We start from the raw sequence: 22,565 nt of genomic DNA, 5'->3' as shown, positions 1-22,565 counted from the left end.
CTAATATGAAAAAAAGAAAAGAAAAGGCCATTCTGGCCCATCTCCTGTTCTCCCTTCTTGTAGTAATCGGTGTCTCTGTCATGTACAACAACACCCATTATGGAGAAGGAATCGGCTGGATTGCCAACGAAAGTTATGAAGATACCCCCGAGTTTGCAGGCCAGTTAAAATCTGACATTGATGATATTTTTAACTATGTAAAATACAAGGAAGTATTTGAGACCAACGGAAAACTGGATTACTCCAAATTTATCATACGGGTTGCTGATGGGCCGGGAACTACGAAAGATTTTACATTAGATGAGATGATCCGACATGCCAAGTCACAGGGCTATTATTTAAATGAACAGTTTAAAGTAAGCGGCGGTCACCCTAATAAAACAGGTGAAGATTTAAATTATCAGGTGGTTTACCGGGCCTATGAACCGGACTTTAAAGCCGCTGAGCCGGGTGACTCCTTTCAGTCCATTGATCAGCTCTCCTATGAGGTTCTCTCTCACCTGGGTAACTATTACCGGTTCTATTACCGGTTTATCCAGAACCCGGGGAACTTAAAGTTTGAAATTCAGTATCAGAATACAGACAAGGATTATAAACTCTATACCAATTACCCAGGTAAAACCGTTGATGAGTTTAAATCCCTAGGGAAATATTTATACGTTACAGGCGAGGCTCTCTATGTCGACTCCAACTTAACATCTGTTCCAAAGAACGTATCGCCTGAACTTGAAAAGATGAATCCCTATAACAATGGGAACTATCATATGTCAGTGGCTGTTAATACATCCTATCCTTACAAAGACGCCTACTTTCAGGCTGCTGAATCCTTTGATCAGATGCGCCTGTTTTTCATCGTTGGTATGATCTGCCTTGCTCTTGGAATCTTAGGATGTGCCGCAACACTTTACATGATGGTTCTGCTTACCGGTGCTCCGGAAGAACAAAGTACTTCTCCTCTCATGAAGAGAATGGATCGGCTTCCTGCGGAGATCAGTCTGGTTTTATACCTGGCTGCTTGCGGCATTGCACTGTTGGTTTCACAGCTTATACTTTTTAAGATTATCCATTTGTTTCTTTCCACTGAGGTCTGGTACTATGGCGAGCTGGTTTTAAAAGTTCTCATCTTATATGTGACAGGGGTTTCTGCAGTATTAAGCCTTTTAAAACAGTATAAGTCCGGAGTTCTATGGAAGAACAGCCTGCTAAATAAAGGGTTGAGAACCCTTTTACTCTATTTTAAGCATCACCGTTTTACAACCAGAATCATGATAACCTATTCTCTGTTTCTAATTTTTAATGTTGTGATGATTATGGCATTTTCATTTTTACTCTTTACCTATAACGATTTGGAATCCAGAATTCTTATGGGAGCGGTAGCCGTGTTGTTTATACTCCTGGATCTTTGGGTATTTCATCAGATGTATAAAAATGCCTGGCAGACGGATCAGATTAACCAGGCCCTGTTAAACATCTCCAACGGAAACACCACATATAAGATTGATACCAGATTATTTTATGGAAAAGAACGGGAGTTGGCTGAAAATATCAATCATATCAGCACAGGACTTGAAACTGCGCTGCAGGAAAAGGTCCGCAGTGAACGGCTGAAAGCTGATCTGATCACCAATGTATCACACGACATAAAAACTCCTCTTACGTCCATCATCAATTATGTGGATTTAATTAAAAGGGAGAAAATTCAGGATCCTCGAATTCAGGGTTACCTTGAGGTTCTGGAACAGAAATCCCAACGGCTGAAGACATTGACCGAAGACCTGGTGGAGGCTTCCAAAGCAAGCTCCGGTAACTTGAAATTAGATATGACAAGTATTGATTTTGTTGAACTGATTTACCAGACGAACGGGGAATTTGAAGAAAAGTTTGCACTGAGGCATTTAGAACTGGTGTCTACGCTTCCTGATGACGCCATGTTGATTGAGGCAGACGGACGGTACCTTTGGAGAGTCCTTGAAAACCTTTACAACAATGCATTTAAATATGCAATGGAACACAGCCGTGTTTATGTAGACATTACGAAAGAAGAAGATAAGATCTTATTTACTATTAAAAATATTTCTGAAAATCCGTTAAACATCCGGGCGGACGAACTGACGGAGCGGTTCGTCCGCGGTGATGTTGCAAGAACTACCGAAGGAAGCGGTCTGGGAATCTCCATTGCGAAGAGCCTGACAGAGCTTCAGGGAGGGCAGTTCCAGCTTTATATTGACGGAGATTTGTTTAAAGCAACTGTTGCATTTCCCCTTAAGAAATAAGGTGGATTCGTTCCCACTTCCCTGTGAGATAACGGATCAGTGATATGATGTAATTAGCGGTCCAGCCGATGGGTACTGCAAACCATACGGCCTGGACCCCGATTACAGGCGCAAGCAAAGCCGCTCCCGATACACGGATAGCCAGATTTACCAGATTGGCAGCCGTAAACACCACCACATCTCCTGCACCTCTTAAAAGCCCGTCTGTGATTGCCTTTAACCCAATAAAGATATAAAAGAATGATATGAAATGAACATAGCTGATTCCAGTGGCAAACGCTTCACTGGCACTGCTCTCATTTAGAAAGCTTCTGATAAATATTTCTCCAAAGCCCTCCATCATGACGCAGATAATCACTGCAAATGCTGCTGCCATCATGCAGCAGACACCATACCCCTTCTTAACACGATCTGTTTTTTTAGCCCCCATATTCTGAGCAGTATACGTAGACATGGCATTTCCAAGTGCCAGCATTGGTACGATACAGATGGATTCAATTCTGGTCCCTGCTGCAAATCCTGCCATAACCGCAGATCCAAACCCATTGACAACCGACTGAACCAACAGCATCCCAATGTGCACAATGGACTGCTGAAGCGTGGAAGGAATGGCTACCCGCATCATATGGACTGTCATCTTCCAGTCATAGATATGGAATAATTCTGTGGTTTCATAAGATTTAAGGCGCCTGATCAGAACGAAAAATGACAAAACAGCTGACAACCCCTGCGCTATTAAAGTAGCTACTGCAACACCAGATACACCTTTATGGAACTGTGTTACAAACACCAGGTCCAGCACAATATTTAACAACGAAGAAAAAAGCAGAAGATAAAGCGGTGTTTTAGAGTCTCCCAGAGACTGAAACACCGCTGCCTGAACGTTATACATAAACAGAAATGGCAGACCGATAAAATAAATACTTAAATATACCGCTGCCTGTTCAAAAACATTGGAGGGTGTATTCATGAGAAATAAAATCCGGTCATTAAAAAACAGACCAAGGCCCCCCAGAATCACACCTATCGTCAGGAAGTTAATCAGCGTTGTGGAAATGGCTGTCTTCATATTCCCCGTCTGCTTTGCCCCAAGAAACTGTGATACCACCACGGAACTTCCGATTCCTCCGCCTACGGCTATGGCAATAAATACATTGGTAATAGAGAAAGATGCCCCCACGGAAGCAAGGGCTTCTTCCCCAACAAAACGTCCAACCACAACCGAATCAATAATATTATAAAACTGCTGAAATAAGTTACCAAGGATCATGGGAAGTGCAAAAAGGAGAAGCGACCTTCCCGGATGATCCGTAATCATGTTAATTTCTTTTCTCTGTTTTTTCATACCCATTATTCTGAACCGTTCCTATCCAAATATACGCCAGCCGCAGATAAAGTTGTTGCTCCACCAGGAGCTTAAAGACCGTTCTACCACACGTCCGTTACTGGAAGAAGCATCGATTACCTTACCGCCGCCTGCCACGATTCCCACATGACCGCTAACAACGATAATATCTCCTGCCTGCAGACTGCCGAAGCTTGATATCTTCGTATATTTTCCAACATTCCTCCAACCAGAAGAGGTAATATAACTCTGACGGACACCAGCCTGATTTAAAGACCAGTATACAAAACCGGAACAGTCAAAAGAGCCTGATCCTTTTGCGCCCCACACGTAAGGGCTGCCCAGCTTGGATCTTGCAATGGAAAGGAGTCCGCTGACGCCAGAGCCGCCCTTGACAGTTCCTCCCTTGACCGTATTGCCGCCTGATCCGCCGGAACTTCCGGCAGATTTTACGCCGCTTCCGGATAATTTACTTAAGGTCATCTGACCTACAGCACCATCGGATGAAAGGCCGTTTCTGCTTTGGAATTCTTTTACGGCTTTTTCTGTTGCTTCCCCGTAATAGCCGGTTATGTTGCCTTTTGCCAGATATCCGTATTTATTTAAGAGCTGTTGAATTTTTGTTACAGAATCTCCCTGTTCTCCAAGTCCCATACCATTAGGCTGAGCCTCTGAGCTGTTTAAAGCAACTCTGGTCGAGGGCCCCAGATAACCATCTACTACAAGGTCATTGCGTGACTGGAACTGCTTCACAGCAGTTACTGTATCGTTTCCATAAGCGCCATCCGGTTCCGTCATCAAATATCCAAGTGCCTTTAAGCGCTGCTGGCAGGCAAGCACTACGTCACTCTTTTCTCCATAGGTCAGATAATTGGGACGGATCTCTTCACTGTAAAGCAGGTTGATCGTCTGGCGTCCAACCTTTCCATCAACATTAAGACCGTTGACCTCCTGTAGTTTCTGAACCGCTACTTCCGTCTCATCACCGAAGCTTCCAGAAACCTGTCCTGCATTGGCAAGATACCCCAGTTCATAAAGGCGGTTCTGAATCCTGGTAATATCTTCTCCCTGAACCCCTTTGGCAACCGCATAATATTTTGCCGACGGAGACATGATGGAATTTAAGGTTTCCGGTCCCACAATCCCATCCTGAACCAGTCCGTTTTGTCTTTGGTAAGTCTTTACTGCTGCCTCTGTCACGTTTCCGAAATATTTCGTAGGTTCATCGTTATCCATAAATCCAAGATTCATCAGACGTTCCTGAAGGCTGGCCACCACCGGATGCTCCACACCATTTCTCAAAAACTCCGGGATTGGATTGTCTTTCAGCACCGGAACATTATCAACATCTGGAAGCAATAATCCTCCCGGTGTCAGAATGTTAACTGACTGCTCTTTCTTTGCTTCAGAAACGGTAGCTACGGAAGGTGTGGCAACCCCTGTTTCCTTGTTAATTCCACTCTCACTATTGCATGCAGACAGGCAGGCTGCAGTCATTGCGGCCAGTAAAACCGGCCCTGCAAAACGTCTGTTCCAGTCTTTATCTATGTTCATCAATCAATTTCCTTTCCTATGTAAAATCAGGTCTATTTTAACACAATTTTGTCGTAAATGGAAAGGGAATTTATTTCATTGCCACATTTAATGGGTTATGGTATAGTAAATGTAAGAAATGCAGGTTAGCATTTGCTAACTTTTTCTGATAGAAAGGAGGAATTTTATGACACCAATATTATGGGCTGCCGGAGGAACCGGCTTTACATTTCTGATGACAACACTGGGAGCTTCGGTTGTATTTTTCTTCCGGAAGGAAGTAAACCAATCAGTCCAGAGAGTCTTTCTTGGATTTGCGGCAGGCGTTATGATTGCAGCATCTGTCTGGTCTCTGCTCATACCTGCCATAGAAGAGGCGGAAGCAAAGGGCGGCATCGGCTGGATTCCAGCCGCCGGTGGATTTTTACTGGGCGTACTGTTTTTAATTGTACTGGATTCCTATCTGCCTCATCTTCATCCAGATGTGAGCAGTCCTGGAGTGAATAAAGCGGAAGGCGTTTCATCTTCCTGGAAACGAACCACACTGTTGGTCATGGCTGTTACCCTTCATAACATACCGGAAGGTATGGCAGTCGGTCTGGCCTTTGCTCTTGCAGCGCAGCACGGAGGGGATCCTGCGCTTTATACCTCAGCCATGGCTCTCGCCATAGGAATTGGTATTCAGAACTTTCCGGAAGGTGCTGCTATTTCCCTTCCCCTGAGACAGGAAGGGCTCTCTGCAAAAAAAGCATTTATAAAGGGAAGTTTATCTGGAATTGTGGAACCTGTTTTTGGTATTCTTACCGTTATTGTTGCTGGAAGCATTGCACCACTAATGCCATGGCTTTTGTCTTTTGCTGCAGGTGCCATGATGTATGTTGTAGTTGAAGAGCTGATCCCGGAGGCTCACTTAGGCGAGCATTCTAATGTGGGAACGCTGGGGGTTATGGCAGGATTTCTTGTTATGATGATACTGGACGTTTCTTTAGGCTAACAAACGGACCCTGGAAGGTATTTCACCATCCAGGGTCCATTTTATTAACAGGATTCGTTTTCCGTTTCTTTTCTGTCGCAGTACAGGTGGAACCGCTCCACAAGCTGCTCCAAATATGCCGCCTGACTGGACATCTCCTCGCTGGCAGCTGCACTCTCCTCTGCGGTAGCAGAATTGGTCTGTACCACTGCGGCAATCTGATTAACCCTGCCAGATACATTCTCTACTGACTCTGCCTGTTTTTCCGATGCCAGGGTGATGCGGTTGACCGTATCCACTACCTGATCCATGGTTTCTCTCACCACATTCAGGGAGCGGGAAGTCTGCTCTGCAATACCCATTCCCTTTTCCACTGTGCTGACAGAGTTTTCTATTAAAACAGCCGTATTCTTGCTGGCTTCCGCACTCTTGCTGGCTAAGTTTCTTACTTCATCCGCTACCACTGCAAATCCTTTTCCTGCTTCACCTGCTCTTGCTGCTTCTACAGCTGCATTTAAAGCAAGAATATTGGTCTGAAATGCAATATCCTCAATTGCTTTCATAATCTTTCCAATCTCCTGGGATGACTGGCTGATCTCCCTCATGGCATCATTCATGGATACCATGTGATGATTGCTTTCTTCCACTTCTGCCTGCGCCTGTTCCGTAAGAGAATTGGCCTTCTTGGCATGATCTGCATTGTCCCGGATCTGCTCTGAAATATGAGAAATCGCCCCTGTCAGATCCTCTAATGCAGTTGCCTGTTCTGTGGATCCCTGAGACAGCAGCTGAGCCGCATCAGAAACCTGATCGGAACTGACATCAACCTGGGCACTGGCTTCGTGAATATCTCCCAATGTACTGTTAAAGCTCTTTAATATGGTAACAAAGGAGCTTTTAATTTCTGAAAAATCACCTACAAAATCAGTAATCTGATCTCGCGGCACCGTTAAATCTCCCTTGGACAGCCGTAAAAGAATGGATGATATTTCTGAGATATAAGCATCCAGAGTCTTCATGGTAAGGCGGAGGTTATCTGCCAGCCCCCCCAGCTCATCACGGGATTGGTATGTAATATAACGGACTGCTTTTAAATCTCCCTTTGCCATCTCCTTTGCCGCCAGATCCAGTTCCTTTAATGGCTTTAAAATAGATTTTGAGAAAAAGTACCCCGTCACCCCGCATAATACAATGGTCATTACCATAGCCATGATACCTGCCATAAGATACAGGTTACTGGACCTGTTTGCTGCTCCCACAAACCCCTGGGCATCCTTTGCTACAAGATCACCCAGATTCACAGCCTGAGACCTGACCTCTTCAAACTTTGGTTCGTAAGCACTTTTTACAAGACTTCTTGCCTCGTCAAGCTTTCCGCCCGAAGTCAGGCTTAACACACTCTCTCTGATCTCTGATGTCTCTGCTATGCCGGCCTGTATCTTTGCCAGTACGTCCTTCTCTTCCTGAGTTCTTAACTTCTGTCCTAATTCTGTTACCGCTTGTTCGATCTCCTTACTATCCTGATCCATAACTGTCCTGGCTTCCTCAGTTGCTGAATTAAGTTCAGTCTTTTTTACGCTGGTCAGGCGGTAAAGAGCCATCTGGCTGTCTAACAGTCCCCGACGGATCTCCCATGTGTTCTGAGCTGCCGAATATGGCTTGTCATATAGATCCTGAGCATTGCCTGCAATCTTTTTCATGCCCATTAGAAGACCGGAAAAGGCAAGTATACCAAATACAATAATCATACCAAAAGCAGCAAAAACCTTCGCTCTTATCTTTAGATTCCTAAACACTACAACTCCTCCATAATCTGTTTACCCTGTTGTTACCAGGTTTTGCAATGTTTACTATAGCACCAATCAAATGCACCGTCAACCGCAGTATTTCCAATAAAAACCATATTATTGGATAATTTTTCATACAAAAAAAAGATACCCTGCCAGCAGATTCTGCCGTTTTCGGGTATCTTTCTTATGACTGTAATTTCCTATCGGATCTCATATTTATGCTTGGTACGCAGTCTTGCCAGAGATCTGGCTAAGGATGCTTCAAAATGAGAATGCTCCTGAAGGCTCTTGCCCTGTCTTAACTGTTCCTCTGCTCTCTCTCTGGCTTCTTCCGCACGGCGTTCGTCAATATCCTGAGGCAGCTCTGCGGTATCCACCAGAAGAGTCACACGGTTGTTAACAATCTGAACAAATCCGTTTCCTACCACGGCATGAATCCATTCTCCGTCTTCGTTCATCAGTCTCATCTCTCCGATGGCAACAGCAATTGCCATATCTTCATGATGAGGCAGAATTGCTTTTTCACCATCTGCAAGAGGAATAATTAACTTTTGGCACGGTCCTTTGTAAAAAACCTTGTCACTGGCAAGCACCTGAAGGAAAAATGTACTTGTACTCACTGGCAGCACCTCCAAGTTAAGCCTGTAATGTCCTGGCCTTTTCTATTACTTCGTCAATAGTTCCCACATTAAAGAACGCAGCTTCCGGATACTGATCCATCTCACCGTCGACGATTGCTTTAAATCCGCGGACAGTCTCCTTTAAAGGAACATACTTTCCTGTGATTCCGGTAAAATTCTCTGCAACAGAGAACGGCTGGGATAAGAATTTCTGAATCTTTCTTGCACGATAAACAGTGGTCTTATCGTCATCACCCAGTTCTTCCATACCAAGAATTGCAATAATATCCTGAAGCTCTTTGTATTTCTGAAGAAGCTCCTGTACTTTTCGAGCTACTTCGTAATGCTCTTCCCCAACTACATCAGGCTCTAAGATACGGGAGTTGGATTCCAGAGGATCAACCGCCGGATAAATACCCTGTTCCACAATCTTTCTGGATAAAACCGTAGTTGCATCCAGATGAGCAAATGTAGTTGCCGGAGCGGGATCTGTCAGGTCATCAGCAGGAACATAAACAGCCTGTACCGAAGTTACAGAACCATTTCTTGTTGATGTGATTCTCTCCTGCAGCTCACCCATCTCAGTAGCCAGCGTCGGCTGATAACCAACCGCAGATGGCATACGTCCAAGAAGCGCAGAAACCTCAGAACCAGCCTGTGTAAAACGGAAAATGTTATCAATGAATAAAAGCACGTTTTTATGCTCCTCATCACGGAAATATTCCGCCATGGTAAGTCCGGTCTCAGCAACACGCATACGTGCGCCCGGCGGCTCGTTCATCTGTCCGAATACCAGGGCAGTCTTTGCAATAACGCCGGATTCTCCCATTTCAGTCCATAAGTCATTACCTTCACGGGAACGCTCTCCAACACCGGTAAAAATGGAATATCCGCCATGCTCTGTTGCGATGTTATGAATCAGCTCCTGGATTAAAACGGTCTTACCAACACCAGCGCCTCCGAACAAACCAACTTTACCACCCTTCGCGTAAGGAGCAAGAAGGTCGATTACCTTAATACCTGTCTCCAGGATTTCAGCTACCGGACTCTGTTCTTCAAATGGAGGGGGATCTCTGTGAATGACCCACTTAGGACCATCCTTTAACTCTTCTCCATTATCGATGGTATCACCAAGAACGTTAAATAAACGTCCTAAAGTCTGCTCGCCAACAGGAACTTTAATTCCTTCTCCCGTAGCGGTTACTTCCATATCCTTGCACAGACCTTCGCTGGAAGCCAGCATAATACAACGGACTGTACTGTTGCCCATATGCTGGGCAACTTCCATTACGCAGCGTTTCCCGTCATTATCCACCTCAAGGGCGTCTTTGATGCAGGGAAGGTCGCTGCCCTCTAAAAATTCCACATCTACTACAGGTCCTAAGACCTGAACAATTTTGCCTTTATTCATAATCTGTTACTCACAGTCGTGAGGACTCCTCCTCTCTCAATTTATGGAAAATACGATACAGCCTAAGCCTTTTTTTGTTTCTTCTTCTGTGCCTTTGCTCCGCTGATTACCTCGGTAATTTCCTGGGTAATTGCGGCCTGCCGCACCCGGTTGTAAGTGATTGCCAGGCTGTCAAGCATTTCCTGGGCACTCTTTGTGGCCGCCTGCATTGCCATCATCCTGGAATTCTGCTCGCTGGAATAAGATTCCACCAGTCCTCCATAAATAAATCCTGCAATATAGTTGGGCACGATGGAGTCGATCACTGCCTGTGGAGATGGCTTCATGGTGATTTCCTCTAAATGAACATTCAAAGGAACATTCTGTCCCAGACGATTTTTGGGAATAGGCAGAAGCTGCTGTATTTCGGCTTCCATTTTCATCGCATTGACCATTCTGGTATAGATCATATACACTTCATCAAGTTTCCCTGACAGAAAATAATCAACGATTTTCTCTTCAATAATTCTTGCACGGCTCATATTGGGTTTCTGAACTGTATAGCGGAAATCCTGTTCCACCGGTATTCCTTTTTTAGAGAAATACTGCTGTCCCAGATCGCCTACAACAAACAGAGTGGGATTTCCTCCCTTGTCGATCTGTTCCTGTGCCAGTTTAAAAACGTTGTGATTATAAGCACCTGCAAGACCCTTATCTGCTGTTACTACGATATATCCGATTTTACGATCCTCTTTTTTGATCTCTGGCCGGGTATCTAAATACTGGTCATCAATGTCGGGCGTATGCCTTATGATTCGGTCAATGGTTCTTTGCAGCCCGTAAAAATAAGGCTCCGTATCAGTCAGGGCTTTTCTGGCCCTTTTTAACTTTGACGAGGAAATGGTATACATCGCATTGGTTATTTTCATGGTACTCTTGATACTGTTCATCCTGCTTTGTATTTCTCTCGCATTTGCCATATCTTACACCCGTTTCTGTTTAAATTCTGCAACCCCGTCAAGAATCTTCTGTTTCAGATCATCAGACAATGCCTTGGTTTCCTCAATCTCTTTGACGATCTCCGGATGAACACTTTCAAAGAATTCAAGTAAGTTTCTCTGGAATTCTTTCATCTTGGGAACTTCCACATCGAGTAAAAGGCGGTTATTGGCTGTTAACAGACTGATTACCTGCTCATGAAGACTTAATGGGTGGCATAATGGCTGCTTTAACAGCTCCGTTAAACCTCTTCCGAACTGAATCTGTTCCTTGGTAGCCGCATCAAGATCGGAACTAAACTGGGTAAATACCTCCATCTCACGGCACTGTGCCAGATCGATACGAATGCTTCCTGCTGCTTTTTTCATGGCCTTTGTCTGAGCTGCACCACCTACACGGGATACAGAAAGACCAACGTTAACTGCAGGTCTCATACCGGAGAAAAAGAGGTCACTCTCTAAAAAGATCTGTCCATCTGTAATAGAAATAACATTTGTCGGGATATAGGCAGATACGTCTCCAGCCTGTGTCTCAATAATGGGAAGAGCTGTAATGGATCCGCCTCCCAGTTCTTCCTTTAAGCGGCTGGAACGCTCCAACAGCCTGGAATGAAGATAGAAAACATCACCTGGGTACGCTTCACGTCCTGGAGAACGCTCAAGAAGCAGAGATAATGCACGGTATGCAACCGCATGCTTGGAAAGATCATCATATACAATCAGTACATCTTTGCCTTTATACATGAAATGCTCAGCAAGTGCTGTTCCTGAGTAAGGTGCAATATACTGCAGGGGAGCTGGCTCACTTGCAGTGGAAGACACTACTATGGTGTAATCCATGGCGCCATAATGAGTCAGGGTATTTACAAGCTTGGCAACTGTGGATGCTTTCTGACCAACTGCCACGTAAACACAGATTACATCTTTGCCTTTCTGGTTTAAGATAGCGTCTACTGCAATTGAAGTCTTACCTGTCTGACGGTCACCGATGATTAACTCTCTCTGTCCGCGTCCGATTGGGAACATGGAGTCAATGGCAAGAATTCCGGTTTCCATGGGAACGGATACGCTCTTTCTGTCGATGATACCAGGTGCCTCATTTTCAATTGGACGGAAATCATCAGAAGGAATCTCTCCCTTTCCATCAATCGGTGCTCCCAGTGCATTTACGACTCTGCCCACAAACTGATCGCCAACCGGAATTCCGGCACGTCTTTTTGTCCTTGTGACCTTGCAGCCTTCCTTTATATCGCGGTCTGAACCAAAGAGAATGCAGCCGATATCTTCTCTTCTGATATCCTGAACCATTCCCTTGACACCGTTATCAAATATAACAATTTCACCGTACATTGCATGATCAATTCCGTATACCGTTGCAATGCCGTCTCCTACGCTTAAGACAGTTCCCACTTCCTGGTCTCTGGCATGAGCGTCATAATCCTTAATTTCACTTCTCAATATAGAAATAATTTCATCTGAATTGATGGAAGCCACGTTTTTCACCTCCGCATTATATTTTGTTCTAATTGTCTCAGACGTCCCTTTAAACTCCAGTCAGTCTCCACATCTCCCACACGGAGGATGAAGCCACCGATTAAACCGGGGTCTTTGATTAAGCGGAGTCTAATATCCTTTTTTCCGTACTTTCTGCCAAGCATCGCTTTTATTTCCTGAAGCTGTTCTTCCTCCGGTTCAGTAACGTAGTATAAAAAAGCTTCTAAAGCGCCTTCCTTTTCCACCGTGTAAGAACGCCATGCCTCAAACGCATCCTCAACAATATTCATATCCCGCCGATCTACTAATACCTTTAAAAAATTCTTAATTTCTTCAGGGAATATGCGTTCAATCACCCGGTGCTTGCTGCTTTTTGCTACAATCGGGCTGCTGAGAGCACGCTTGAGCTCCGGCACTGTTTTAAATGTCAGAGCTGCTTCTTCTATGACGGATTTGGGAATGGACAGTTCAAAAAGCACCTTTCCGTAATTAATTGCTGCCTGCATCATGTGAATCACCTGCTTCTGCTATAAATGAATCATAAAGCGCTTTGTTTGTCATCGTGCTCACTTCCTGATTAACTACCTTTGCTGCTGCCGCAATTACTAAACCGGCAATCTGCGCCTTAGCTTCTTCCATAGCCTTTCTCTGATCTGCCTCCGCTTTTTTATATGCGTCACCAACCACTCTGCCAGCGTCCTCTTCTGCATTTTTTAAAATACGGTCATACTGAACCTTGGCCCGTTTTTTTGCTTCCTCTATAATCTTTGATCCTTCTTCTTCAGACGCAGCTATTTTTTCTTCATACTGCTTTTTAATCTGAGCTGCCTGCCCTTCAGATTTCCTGGCATTTGAAATGCTGTTCTCAATCATTTCCTTCCGCTTATTCATGACATTCATAACCGGTTGAATAAGGAAATGTCTAAGCAAGAGATATAGGACAATAAGATTCAACATATTAAACACAAGGTTTATATCCAGTCTAAGCATCTTTATCGCCTGCCTTTCTTTTCAAATTTTCCGTACCTCTGATTAGAGGCATCATTTAAGGAATAAGATAATAAGAAGAGCGATAACGAAACCATAGATGGCTGTTGCCTCTGCAAGAGCACAACCTAATAAAAGAGCCTTGCTGATCTTGCCTTCTGCTTCTGGCTGTCTGGCAATAGCATCTACGGATTTAGCCGTTGCTAAACCAATACCTACACCTGCACCTACACCTGTTAATACTGCGAGTCCTGCTCCAATAGCTGTAAACATAATAATCTCTCCTTTTGATTTAAAGTAGTTTTACTCCATTGACTCTCTGATAAAAAGAGCAGTCAGAAAAACAAATACATACGCCTGTATCAATCCATCAAATATATCGAAATACATAGAAAACGGAATTGGTATAATCGGCGCTGCAACAAGCTTAATTAACTCCATAACTACGAATGCTCCTAAAACATTACCAAACAATCGCATACATAATGACAATGGTTTAATAAACAATTCCAGGATATTGATCGGCGCGATAATTGCGACCGGCTCTGCAAAGCCTTTTAAAAAGCCTTTAAGACCTTTTCTGTGTAAGCCTGCATACTCAATCAGCAGAATGCTAACAATAGCAAGCGCTGCGGTGGCATTTAAATCCTTGGTGGGCGGCTTAAAACCAATGAGACCGATTAAGTTCGCTGCACCGACATAAATTGCCACAGAAATCAGATAAGGGATATAGCGTTTCCCTTCCTCACCGATCAGATCTTCAAAAAAATTATAAAGTCCGCCGATGATCATCTCAAGCACCTGCTGCTTCTTTCCGGGATTTTCAATCTGTAAATTTCTCACTGCAATGATGGAAATAACAGTTAATGCCAACATGATTATCCATGTCACCACTACGGATTCAGCGATTGGAATGCCGCCAAATATCGGAATGGTAAAGATCGTTTCGCAGTTCAGTTCCTCTAATAACTTCTCTGCAAGCTCCTCCGTAATGCTCACTTCCTTTCTTAGATTAAAGCTTCCCGATAAACAAAATCGTACGAATTGTACATATAAATATACAATATCGCTCAGGTATACCGTGTATCATACTTTCATCTGCAAAAATTGTCAACTTTTCGTCTAATTCATAACATCTTATTAATGCGCACAATTGTTTGAACATTTGGAACAATTTTAGCATGTCTAAATCTGAATTTTTTATTAATTATTTAACTTTAGATGTAAACAAAATGTAAAGTTTCATAGAATCGATGTATTTTTAAAGGCTATATATACAATTTATTTCTAATATTTTGTGTAAAATGCCATGTATTTTTTTTGTTTTTTTCATTTCACCGTCATAAGTAACGAATGAATATATAAATACAGCATATATGATAGTAAAAAAACCAATCACCTTATTATCATGTTAATGTGATGCTATCAAATCTAACAAATGCTCCCGTGTGAATATACATAATCCTGACTCTATTTCTTCCTATTAAATGAAATATTAATTGGAAGATTACGGTAAATAATTTCTGTGCACTCAAATGTTTTTATATGGAGTGCATTTCCTTTAAAAACAAGTATTACATATTCTTTACCGTAATATGCTTGTTTTTTTAATTCTTCCTATAAAATTTAATTATCAAAAATGTGAATGGTACAGGGAGCATTGTTTATAAAGGATAAACATCAGATATGAGACAGAGTTTTAGATGAGGCCTGATTGAAAGATTAATGAAAAGAATGCCGCAAAATGAATTTTATACAAGATATTGGTCCTGACCACACGGCCGGTTACCACACCTTGTTATAAGTTTTCATTATACGGCACTCTCATTTATTATATATCTTTAGTTTTGTGAAAATAAAATCTGATTCAAAATACATTCCAGATATTCCTGTTTCCCGCTGCTTGGACTTGGCGGATTTCCCAGCTGTTCTGCATGAAGGGCGAGTTCAGCTAAAGTTGCGGTGTTTTCCCGGATTTTTTTGCCGATGGGGCTTTCAAAGCTTTCATATCGTTCTTTCACAAAGGCATCCAGACGGCCGTCTTCAATCAAAGCTGCCGCTTTGATTAAGCCAAGGGCAAAGGCGTCCATCCCCAGGATATAACTATAGAACATATCTTCCTTTGTATTGCTTGGACGGCGTGTCTTGGAATCAAAGTTAAAGCCGCCTTTTATTCCGCCGGCTTTCAGGACTTCATACATGCAAAGGGTCGTATCGTATACATTGAATGGGAATTCATCTGTATCCCAGCCAAGAAGGATATCTCCCTGATTTGCATCAATACTACCAAGCATGCCGTTAATAGCGCTGATCCGCAATTCATGCTGGAAGGTATGTCCGGCTAACGTCGCATGATTTGCTTCAATATTCATTTTGAAATCCTTGTCCAGACCGTATTGACGGAGAAAACCAATTGCTGTTGCTGCGTCAAAATCATACTGGTGCTTCATTGGCTCCTTTGGTTTTGGTTCAATCAAAAAGTCTCCCTTAAAACCAATGCTGCGGCCATATTCTACTGCCATTTTCATCAGGCTGGCAATATTCTCCTGTTCAAATAAGACGTCCGTATTCAACAGAGTTTCGTAACCTTCACGCCCGCCCCAGAAAACATAACCTTTACCACCGAGTTTAACTGTGATATCAAGCGCTTTTTTAATCTGAGCAGCGGCGAAGCAGTAAACATCGGCAGAGTTCGTACTGCCGGCACCATTCATGAAGCGGGGATTGGTAAACATATTCGCAGTTCCCCAGAGACATTTAATGCCGGTTTCATCCATCTTTTCTTTGATATAATCGCTGATTTCGTCAAGTCTTGCGTTTGTTTCAGTAATGGTTTCTCCTTCAGGGATTAAATCAACATCATGAAAACAAAAATAAGGGATTCCCAGCTTCTGCATAAATTCAAATCCGGCATCTACCTTCGCCCTGGCATGTGCCATTGTATTTCGGGGGGCACCAAATGACTTATCAGCAGTTCCGACGCCAAACATATCAGTACCTTCTGCACAAAGGTTGTGCCACCATGCCATTGCAAAAGGCAAATGTTCAACCATGGTTTTTCCCATTATGACATGCTTGGGATTGTAATACTTAAAAGCCAGAGGATTTTTACTGTCCGGGCCTTCGTATATAATCTGGGGAATCTGACTAAAAAACCGACTCATTGCTTTGATCTCCTTTCTTTCTGGTTATTAAATGAAGTTTCATAACCGGATTATAACATAAAATATGAGAAAATAAAACGGTGTATTAAGAGATTATTGAAAAAAAAAGCGGATTATGATAATGTTATAAAATAATATTTACAAACTATGTTAAGGAGCATCTGATGAATATATGAAAGTGAAAGAAAAAAGTACAGGAGCTAAGCCGATAGATTTAAAAGTACGAAATCGTATGCTGGTTCTTAATGCGATGCGGGATGGAAATGCCTGTACTACGGCTGAGATTTCAAAGCATACCGGTATCAGCCGCCCCACCGTAATAAAATGTATTCAGCATTTCACCCAAAAAGGAATTGTCATATCAGACGGAAAAGGTGATTCTACAGAACTGGGTGGGAAAAAGCCGGAGTTATACAGCTTTATTTCGAATAAACAATTGATGATCATTACGTTATGGCCTAATCTTTTAAGAATTGGCCTTTGTAATATGAACCTGAAAATGACGGCTTCCTTTCGTTTAGAAGCGCCAATGAAAGAAACGCCGGAAGAGGCTTTTGATGTAATAAAAGAGCATGCCCTTCATATGTTGGCAGAGCATGGATATACACTGTCTGACTTGTATGGCGTTTCGCTCTCCACTTCGGGTACGGTTGACTATGCCCGCGGTCTCTTAAAATACAGCGCCAGCTTACCGCAGTGGGGAGTAAATATTCCGGTAAAAGATTATCTGGAAAAGATTTTTGGCAAAGAGGTTAAGCTGTTAATTGATAATACCGGTAAGATGACCGGGCGTTCTGAATTAAAACGTGACAATATAAAAAGCAAGCGTGTGCTGGTGTTTTTCTCAACCTGGGGTCTTTCGGCCTGTCTGATTGAGAAAGGTCATGTTTTAAACGGTAAAAATTCATTGATCGGGGAGGTTGGTCACATGGTGCTTGATCCCAATGATACGACCCGCTGTGGCTGTGGCAGCTATGGCTGTGCAGAACAGCTGCTAAGTATCCAAAGAATCCGCCGATTGATTAGGCAAATATACGATTTGTATCAACAATCTTCATTACGTGAATTGCCGATCGAGCAAATCGGGCTGCCTGCCGTTTTCTCCCACTCCCGGCAGGGGGATGGACTGGCTAAGGAACTGGTGGCTTATATCGCCAGACAGTTTGCCTTTTTAATCAGAAACATATCTTTGGTTTTTGATCCTGAGCTGGTTATTTTTCAGGGTGACTATGCTCATGCAGATGAATATTTTCACGAGCAGTTAATGCTACATCTGGGTATGTTTCATTATTATCCCAGGGAGGGAGCCTTTCAAGTAGAGTACAATCAGACATCTTTGGAAGAACTTGATCTGGCAGGAGCACAGATGTATTTACAGCATTGTTTTTTTCAGAATGAATCATTATACCAAGGGAATTAAAGAGTAGAAATAACTTCATCAACAGCCTATTGTGAAGAATGATATTTTGAGATAATTGAATTCTATACCAACAGTAACAAGAAAATAGTACCCTGCTGTCGGGTAGGGAGTATTATAACTAAGGAAGTTCAAGGTGATTGCCTTGGGCTTTCTTAGTTTCCCTGTATCTCAATTTGTATTTTAGATCCTGGCAGCTGCAGAGATTTTGAGGTGCATATTATATCCAGCAGTTTACAGATACACTATATATGGTGTAATATAAAGATAGCTAAAAAACTTAATATGGCATGTTACATAAAGCGAAACCCTAGGAAGTGCGAATTCCTAGGGTTTCTTTTTGGTTAGTTGTCCTTATTGTTTCGATCTAACCATTTACGTATGTAGTAGCAAACTTCCTCACTGGTTGCCCGGAGCTGCTCCAATCAGGGATTGAGTTTTGCACTTCATGAAAAGACTAAGTCTTATTTTTTATTTTCAAGCCCTATTGATAAGATAGAAAATCGCAATAATGTTATTCATGGTTATATCAATCCTAGATTTTGGGACAAAGAATCGTTTGAGCGGTTACTTCATGACATTGCCATACTTTCAAAATACTCGAAGTTTTGAATTATGTTAGTTACGTATTATGTTAAAAATTGAATATGTAATATAACATTTACAGAAACAAAAAGAAGTACTGTCCCCAACGCTCCCACCCGTCAAAGACAGTACTTTTTTTACCCTCAAGTCCTTCCCAAAGGACAAATAGATTCCCACCATTATTTTTACACAAAGGAAAAGCACCGACCCCGCAGCTCTCCGTCTGCAAAACCAGTACTTTTTTAGTGCGCCTTCAGGGACTCGAACCCTGGACAAATAGATTAAGAGGAATTTGTTTTTGTATCTCGTTTTGAGAGCTGCAGCCAGCGATCAGAGCGGGTTCTGAGGTGCAGGAGCGATTGACATGTGCTTCATTTGGTTATAGAATGTTAGTACCCTTTCCGTTGTCGGGTTATGGGAGTATTATAACTAAGGAAGTCCAAGATAATTACCTTGGGCTTTCTTAGTTTCACTGTATCTCAATTTACATTTTGGATCCTGGCAGCTGCGATTGTTTTGAGATACTTTTTAATCGCAACTGTTGACACGCCAGTACTTTAGGTATAAAATAGAGATACAAAGGGATTATGTATTTCAATTGTTGCACAAACGAAAACCCAGGGATGGCCGTCCCTGGGTTTTCTTATGCTCGCTGTTATTTGTCCTTTCGGTCGAGCCATTTGCAAACGAAATGAGTCACTACGCCTGCTATGACCGAAAGCATAAGGGTTAATATGTATTCCAACTGTTGCACCCCCTTCCTGCTGTGCAGTTTGGGCTATAACAGCACTTTACATTATATTTCCTTTTTCGTGTTTCGTCTATAATTTTCGCAAAGAGGGGGGCTCTGTTTTCGAGAGCTCCCCTCTTTTGTATCTCAATTTTCCGCCCTGGTTGCCCGGAGCTGCTCCGATCAGGAATTGAGTTGAGATACAATCTATTTATGTTTTATCCTATCATTGAATCTGATGATTTCCCCGTCGAGTATTGTTCAGCCCTATCCTCCAAACGTCCTATTTCTCGATCTTTTATTTTTTGGGGCAACATTCGAAAATACTTTAATAATTCTAGCTCATCTTCTGAAAGTTCCCTATGCTTTTCTTCTCCGGTCAATAAATACTCCATACTTATCCCTAATCTTTGGGATATCTCGAATAATGTGATAGTATTAGGGATTTGATTGTTTTTATAATTACCTATTGCATTTTTAGATAGATTCAGTTCTTTAGTTAATCTCGCATTGCTATATCCAGATTTTATCATAGCTTGTTCTAATCTTTGACCAAATCCTAATTCATCAATCATATTTATCCTCTCATATTTCCCATTTAATTGGGATATATTAATTGACAATCCCATTATGTTGGGATATAATAAAAAACGTAAGGCGTGTTACCTTTTCACCCCTCACAGAAACCGCCATATTATCATCTTCTCAGATGTCTAATATGGAGCTCCAACACAGGAGCACCAAAAATGTTAAATAAAACGTCGCTGTCTTATTCTAACATTTTTGACCGCTCCTGTAAACATAGTAACTTATTAATGATGTGTTTGCGGCAGGCTCTTATACCCGCTGCGGATAGGAGGTCAAATGGGTTATAAGCTTAATCTAAACAAATCTAAGATGTATGCACTTATGAGTGCAGTCAACAACAATCTCCCCTTGGTGCACAAATGCGACTTTAGTCATCATCATTCCTGCTACTGGATGTCATATCAACACCCCGTTACTGGTGACTATATCCGTGTAACTGTTACACCCGTCTTAGGCGACACGATCATCTGCTTTCGAAACGAATCAGAAGGCACCGATTATCAGATTGATCATTTCAGCATTCAGTACTTGATGGATCATGGAATGCTTCAGGAGGTGTCCGCATGAGTGTTGCAAAAAGTGTAAGGGTTCCGGAAGAGATTTACGATTACATAAACAGTTATTCAGGGGAAGGGTTCAACCAGAAGTTTGTTAATGTTATCCGGGATGCCAGAGATACCGAACCAGAAAGAAATGAAACGCTTGATCGGCTTAATAAGCAGATTTCCGAACGGGAGAAGTATCTTAAGGATACTGCGAAACGGTTAGATGAATTAGCATCTGAATTGAGATCATTATCCTTTGATATAACATATATCCGCAGTCGCCATATCATTTAATTCTGTATCTCAAAACTGCTTCATTAGCCAGGCTGCAGCTGCGGTAAGTGAGATACATGGAAAGGGGGGAGGATTCATTAATGGAACGGTACACGGAAGATTTAAAAATCTGGCTGCTCGCTCTGGCACATAGGGATTTAAGTGATAAAGATATTTTAAAAGGCTTTATTAAGTATTACGTATTGTTTGACTTTGGTATTGGTCAGGTTGTTAATGATATCGTTTTCCATACCATGTATGGGACGGCTGGTGTCATGAATGCCAAAGAAAGCATTACAAGGGTTTTAAACCAAACCATTCAAAAATGAAAATCCGGGCCGGGTTTTGGTTTAGGTCTGGCCCGAAACTGACCGGGCGAAATTCCCCGCCGTTCGGTCAGGCACCCGGCGCAGGCGTAGCCATTGCGCTGGGTGCTTACAACAGCTTACATCAGTCAATACTTCAACCTTCGCCAGGTTGATGCAATTCCCCTTTTTTCCTTGATTACCGCCCCGCCTGGCTCCGTATCGGGTATCCGGTACAGCAGCTTGGCAATTTGGGGGCATCGCCGGGGGGCCCAAATTGCTCGGCCGATACCTAAATATCAGTCAGGCCTTGGCCGGGTTACTCTCCCCGATTTTGAACCTTGTAGTATATCAAATATGTCATATTAATTGAAGATAGTTTTTTAGGGCTGTCTAAGACGAAAGGAAGGTATATTTTTATGAAAATGCAGATTATTTTACTTTATGCTGGTCAGTACGATATGACCGACGATTCAGGAAAACGTGTTCAGGGAACATCTGTCAATTATTACTTTAACACGGATTTGGTCGCCGAAGACAATGTAAACGGCACCAAAGGAACCCGCCCGGCTAAGTCCTCTTGTGAATTTCAGGTAATGGGAAAAATCAAAAGGGCTCCCGCTCTCTATGATGCAGAATTTAGTATGTCAATTGGTAGTGATGGAAAGCCAGTCCTTAAGATTATTGATCTTGACTATATTTCCGATGTACAGATTACTCCGGTACCTGACAGCCAATTCAATACAAATCATGAACCTGATCAAAAGCCTGACAAGAAGGTGAGCTAATGATTCTTCCTACATTATCGGAAGCTGATTTTGATTTGGAGGTTGATCAATCGGAAGCATATACCCTTGAAGATGAAGAAGAGACCTCTTCCGCTGTTTACCCTGACCAAGATTTTGCAATCGTTCTTTTGTTGTTCTTAGGTGTTTTGATCGGTGTTTGTTTGATAAGCAGGAGGCCCTGGCATGATTGAAACATACATAGCAGTATGTTCCGGTGGTATTTGTATCGGTATCATATTAAAACTGATTGTTGAACTGATTTTCTATGTAATTAGCTCCCTACTGGGGTTAATGATAAAATCTTAAAGGAGGATATTTTATGACTAACAAAATTCAGGAAAATGCACGCAGGATTGGACTTGTTGCTCTCCCGGTTGCGGTATCAACGGCTACTGCCGTTCCAGCTTATGCAGCGGAAGGTACTGTTGATATTACCGGAATCATGACGACTGCATTTACCAGTGTGCAAGGTGACATGTTAGCTACGATTGCCGCAGCTCTCCCAATTGCTTTAGTTGTTGTGGGTGCTGGAATGGCAGTCAGATTCGGAATTAAATTTTTCCGGCAGATTGCGAAATAAAGACCAATGTCACGGCAGATCAGGAAGGGCAAGCCCTGCCCTTCCTTTTTTGTACAAATTTTTATTGTATCTCACTTCCTTTTCTGATCGCAGCTGCTCCGGATCTCCTGAAGGAAAATTTGAGATACTTAGAAAGGAGCTTTTATGTCTATGATAAAAAGGGGATTCTGTTTGTGCCTTGCCGTTT

At 42.6% G+C, this 22,565-nt stretch carries 23 protein-coding genes; 10 read left to right on the top strand and 13 right to left on the bottom strand.

What is annotated here, in order from left to right; genetic code table 11:
• Positions 1–5 precede the first annotated feature (5 nt).
• Positions 6–2,273 carry a sensor histidine kinase gene (locus tag BXY41_RS00110; RefSeq protein WP_104433340.1) on the top strand — a complete coding sequence of 756 codons (2,268 nt, stop codon included), beginning with the start codon at positions 6–8 and terminating at the stop codon, positions 2,271–2,273.
• Here the strand turns inward: BXY41_RS00110 and BXY41_RS00105 are convergent.
• Positions 2,263–3,624, bottom strand: coding sequence for an MATE family efflux transporter (locus BXY41_RS00105; RefSeq protein WP_104433338.1), 1,362 nt, complete (start codon positions 3,622–3,624; stop codon positions 2,263–2,265). The two genes, BXY41_RS00110 and BXY41_RS00105, sit on opposite strands and share 11 nt — an antisense overlap.
• Positions 3,625–3,639: 15 nt before the next feature.
• On the bottom strand, positions 3,640–5,115 hold the full coding sequence (locus BXY41_RS00100; protein ID WP_104434566.1) for a C40 family peptidase: 1,476 nt from the start codon (positions 5,113–5,115) through the stop codon (positions 3,640–3,642).
• Between the two features lie 223 nt (positions 5,116–5,338).
• Between BXY41_RS00100 and BXY41_RS00095 the strand changes: the two genes are divergently transcribed.
• Positions 5,339–6,145 carry a ZIP family metal transporter gene (locus BXY41_RS00095; RefSeq protein ID WP_104433336.1) on the top strand — a complete coding sequence of 269 codons (807 nt, stop codon included), beginning with the start codon at positions 5,339–5,341 and terminating at the stop codon, positions 6,143–6,145.
• Positions 6,146–6,189: 44 nt separating this feature from the next.
• Here the strand turns inward: BXY41_RS00095 and BXY41_RS00090 are convergent, their stop codons facing one another.
• The 10 genes from BXY41_RS00090 to xylA all read right to left on the bottom strand — a co-directional run bounded on the left by BXY41_RS00090 (position 6,190) and on the right by xylA (position 16,567).
• Positions 6,190–7,920, bottom strand: a complete 1,731-nt coding sequence (locus BXY41_RS00090) for a methyl-accepting chemotaxis protein (protein ID WP_104433334.1) — start codon at positions 7,918–7,920, stop codon at positions 6,190–6,192.
• A gap of 194 nt (positions 7,921–8,114) precedes the next feature.
• Positions 8,115–8,534 carry an ATP synthase F1 subunit epsilon gene (gene atpC / locus BXY41_RS00085; protein ID WP_104433332.1) on the bottom strand — a complete coding sequence of 140 codons (420 nt, stop codon included), beginning with the start codon at positions 8,532–8,534 and terminating at the stop codon, positions 8,115–8,117.
• A 16-nt stretch (positions 8,535–8,550) separates the two neighbouring features.
• On the bottom strand, positions 8,551–9,945 hold the full coding sequence (atpD, locus tag BXY41_RS00080) for a F0F1 ATP synthase subunit beta (protein WP_104433330.1): 1,395 nt from the start codon (positions 9,943–9,945) through the stop codon (positions 8,551–8,553).
• Between the two features lie 62 nt (positions 9,946–10,007).
• Complete coding sequence (atpG, locus tag BXY41_RS00075) at positions 10,008–10,904, bottom strand: ATP synthase F1 subunit gamma (protein WP_104433328.1); 897 nt, start codon at positions 10,902–10,904, stop codon at positions 10,008–10,010.
• 3 nt (positions 10,905–10,907) lie between these two features.
• A complete protein-coding gene (gene atpA / locus BXY41_RS00070) occupies positions 10,908–12,416 on the bottom strand; it encodes a F0F1 ATP synthase subunit alpha (RefSeq protein WP_104433326.1) in 1,509 nt (502 codons plus the stop codon).
• Between the two features lie 5 nt (positions 12,417–12,421).
• Entirely contained in the window at positions 12,422–12,925 is a 504-nt protein-coding gene (gene atpH / locus BXY41_RS00065; protein WP_104433324.1) for an ATP synthase F1 subunit delta, read from the bottom strand.
• On the bottom strand, positions 12,906–13,373 hold the full coding sequence (gene atpF / locus BXY41_RS00060; protein WP_242980025.1) for a F0F1 ATP synthase subunit B: 468 nt from the start codon (positions 13,371–13,373) through the stop codon (positions 12,906–12,908). Before atpF ends, atpH begins: the two co-directional genes overlap by 20 nt.
• Positions 13,374–13,457: 84 nt before the next feature.
• The gene (gene atpE, locus BXY41_RS00055; protein WP_104433320.1) at positions 13,458–13,676 is read right to left on the bottom strand and encodes an ATP synthase F0 subunit C; all 219 of its coding nucleotides are present in this window, start codon (positions 13,674–13,676) and stop codon (positions 13,458–13,460) included.
• A 30-nt stretch (positions 13,677–13,706) separates the two neighbouring features.
• Complete coding sequence (locus tag BXY41_RS00050; RefSeq protein WP_104433318.1) at positions 13,707–14,402, bottom strand: F0F1 ATP synthase subunit A; 696 nt, start codon at positions 14,400–14,402, stop codon at positions 13,707–13,709.
• Between the two features lie 842 nt (positions 14,403–15,244).
• Positions 15,245–16,567 (bottom strand): xylose isomerase, encoded by a 1,323-nt coding sequence (gene xylA, locus BXY41_RS00045; protein ID WP_104433316.1) that lies wholly within the window; start codon positions 16,565–16,567, stop codon positions 15,245–15,247.
• A gap of 172 nt (positions 16,568–16,739) precedes the next feature.
• Between xylA and BXY41_RS00040 the strand changes: the two genes are divergently transcribed.
• Entirely contained in the window at positions 16,740–17,987 is a 1,248-nt protein-coding gene (locus BXY41_RS00040; RefSeq protein ID WP_104433314.1) for an ROK family protein, read from the top strand.
• A gap of 1,530 nt (positions 17,988–19,517) precedes the next feature.
• On the opposite strand, the gene BXY41_RS00035 is transcribed toward BXY41_RS00040, so the two are convergent.
• Positions 19,518–19,874: a helix-turn-helix domain-containing protein gene (locus tag BXY41_RS00035; RefSeq protein ID WP_170072113.1), complete on the bottom strand. Its 357-nt coding sequence runs from the start codon at positions 19,872–19,874 to the stop codon at positions 19,518–19,520.
• A gap of 289 nt (positions 19,875–20,163) precedes the next feature.
• On the opposite strand from BXY41_RS00035, the gene BXY41_RS00030 reads away from it, so the two are divergent.
• The 7 genes from BXY41_RS00030 to BXY41_RS00005 all read left to right on the top strand — a co-directional run bounded on the left by BXY41_RS00030 (position 20,164) and on the right by BXY41_RS00005 (position 22,378).
• The gene (locus BXY41_RS00030; RefSeq protein ID WP_104433310.1) at positions 20,164–20,454 is read left to right on the top strand and encodes a hypothetical protein; all 291 of its coding nucleotides are present in this window, start codon (positions 20,164–20,166) and stop codon (positions 20,452–20,454) included.
• Positions 20,451–20,726, top strand: coding sequence for a hypothetical protein (locus BXY41_RS00025; RefSeq protein WP_104433308.1), 276 nt, complete (start codon positions 20,451–20,453; stop codon positions 20,724–20,726). Before BXY41_RS00030 ends, BXY41_RS00025 begins: the two co-directional genes overlap by 4 nt.
• Before the next feature lie 80 nt (positions 20,727–20,806).
• On the top strand, positions 20,807–21,034 hold the full coding sequence (locus BXY41_RS00020; RefSeq protein WP_104433306.1) for a hypothetical protein: 228 nt from the start codon (positions 20,807–20,809) through the stop codon (positions 21,032–21,034).
• A 395-nt stretch (positions 21,035–21,429) separates the two neighbouring features.
• Positions 21,430–21,798: a hypothetical protein gene (locus BXY41_RS00015; protein WP_104433304.1), complete on the top strand. Its 369-nt coding sequence runs from the start codon at positions 21,430–21,432 to the stop codon at positions 21,796–21,798.
• On the top strand, positions 21,798–21,989 hold the full coding sequence (locus BXY41_RS00010; RefSeq protein WP_104433302.1) for a hypothetical protein: 192 nt from the start codon (positions 21,798–21,800) through the stop codon (positions 21,987–21,989). Before BXY41_RS00015 ends, BXY41_RS00010 begins: the two co-directional genes overlap by 1 nt.
• On the top strand, positions 21,982–22,104 hold the full coding sequence (locus BXY41_RS27310; protein WP_278321370.1) for a hypothetical protein: 123 nt from the start codon (positions 21,982–21,984) through the stop codon (positions 22,102–22,104). The genes BXY41_RS00010 and BXY41_RS27310 overlap by 8 nt, the downstream gene beginning before the upstream one ends.
• Before the next feature lie 13 nt (positions 22,105–22,117).
• A complete protein-coding gene (locus BXY41_RS00005; RefSeq protein WP_104433300.1) occupies positions 22,118–22,378 on the top strand; it encodes a hypothetical protein in 261 nt (86 codons plus the stop codon).
• Positions 22,379–22,565 lie beyond the last annotated feature (187 nt).

The organism is Lacrimispora xylanisolvens (assembly GCF_002934545.1).
In the GTDB taxonomy this organism is placed as follows: domain Bacteria; phylum Bacillota; class Clostridia; order Lachnospirales; family Lachnospiraceae; genus Lacrimispora; species Lacrimispora xylanisolvens.
Note: the sequence above shows the minus strand (reverse complement) of the source record. Positions and strands in the feature narration are given on the sequence as shown.

What these genes read in the sequence shown, in the direction of transcription:
- BXY41_RS00010 (WP_104433302.1), top strand. Translation starts at nt 21,798, where the DNA reads ATGATTCTTCCTACATTATCGGAAGCTGATTTTGATTTGGAGGTTGAT.
- BXY41_RS00040 (WP_104433314.1), top strand. Translation starts at nt 16,740, where the DNA reads ATGAAAGTGAAAGAAAAAAGTACAGGAGCTAAGCCGATAGATTTAAAA.
- BXY41_RS00025 (WP_104433308.1), top strand. Translation starts at nt 20,451, where the DNA reads ATGAGTGTTGCAAAAAGTGTAAGGGTTCCGGAAGAGATTTACGATTAC.
- BXY41_RS00095 (WP_104433336.1), top strand. Translation starts at nt 5,339, where the DNA reads ATGACACCAATATTATGGGCTGCCGGAGGAACCGGCTTTACATTTCTG.
- BXY41_RS00035 (WP_170072113.1), bottom strand. Translation starts at nt 19,874, where the DNA reads ATGATTGATGAATTAGGATTTGGTCAAAGATTAGAACAAGCTATGATA.
- atpD (WP_104433330.1), bottom strand. Translation starts at nt 9,945, where the DNA reads ATGAATAAAGGCAAAATTGTTCAGGTCTTAGGACCTGTAGTAGATGTG.
- atpE (WP_104433320.1), bottom strand. Translation starts at nt 13,676, where the DNA reads ATGTTTACAGCTATTGGAGCAGGACTCGCAGTATTAACAGGTGTAGGT.
- BXY41_RS00005 (WP_104433300.1), top strand. Translation starts at nt 22,118, where the DNA reads ATGACTAACAAAATTCAGGAAAATGCACGCAGGATTGGACTTGTTGCT.
- BXY41_RS00030 (WP_104433310.1), top strand. Translation starts at nt 20,164, where the DNA reads ATGGGTTATAAGCTTAATCTAAACAAATCTAAGATGTATGCACTTATG.
- BXY41_RS00110 (WP_104433340.1), top strand. Translation starts at nt 6, where the DNA reads ATGAAAAAAAGAAAAGAAAAGGCCATTCTGGCCCATCTCCTGTTCTCC.
- atpG (WP_104433328.1), bottom strand. Translation starts at nt 10,904, where the DNA reads ATGGCAAATGCGAGAGAAATACAAAGCAGGATGAACAGTATCAAGAGT.
- atpF (WP_242980025.1), bottom strand. Translation starts at nt 13,373, where the DNA reads ATGTTGAATCTTATTGTCCTATATCTCTTGCTTAGACATTTCCTTATT.
- BXY41_RS00100 (WP_104434566.1), bottom strand. Translation starts at nt 5,115, where the DNA reads ATGACTGCAGCCTGCCTGTCTGCATGCAATAGTGAGAGTGGAATTAAC.
- BXY41_RS00020 (WP_104433306.1), top strand. Translation starts at nt 20,807, where the DNA reads ATGGAACGGTACACGGAAGATTTAAAAATCTGGCTGCTCGCTCTGGCA.
- BXY41_RS27310 (WP_278321370.1), top strand. Translation starts at nt 21,982, where the DNA reads ATGATTGAAACATACATAGCAGTATGTTCCGGTGGTATTTGTATCGGT.
- atpH (WP_104433324.1), bottom strand. Translation starts at nt 12,925, where the DNA reads ATGATGCAGGCAGCAATTAATTACGGAAAGGTGCTTTTTGAACTGTCC.
- BXY41_RS00015 (WP_104433304.1), top strand. Translation starts at nt 21,430, where the DNA reads ATGAAAATGCAGATTATTTTACTTTATGCTGGTCAGTACGATATGACC.
- BXY41_RS00105 (WP_104433338.1), bottom strand. Translation starts at nt 3,624, where the DNA reads ATGGGTATGAAAAAACAGAGAAAAGAAATTAACATGATTACGGATCAT.
- xylA (WP_104433316.1), bottom strand. Translation starts at nt 16,567, where the DNA reads ATGAGTCGGTTTTTTAGTCAGATTCCCCAGATTATATACGAAGGCCCG.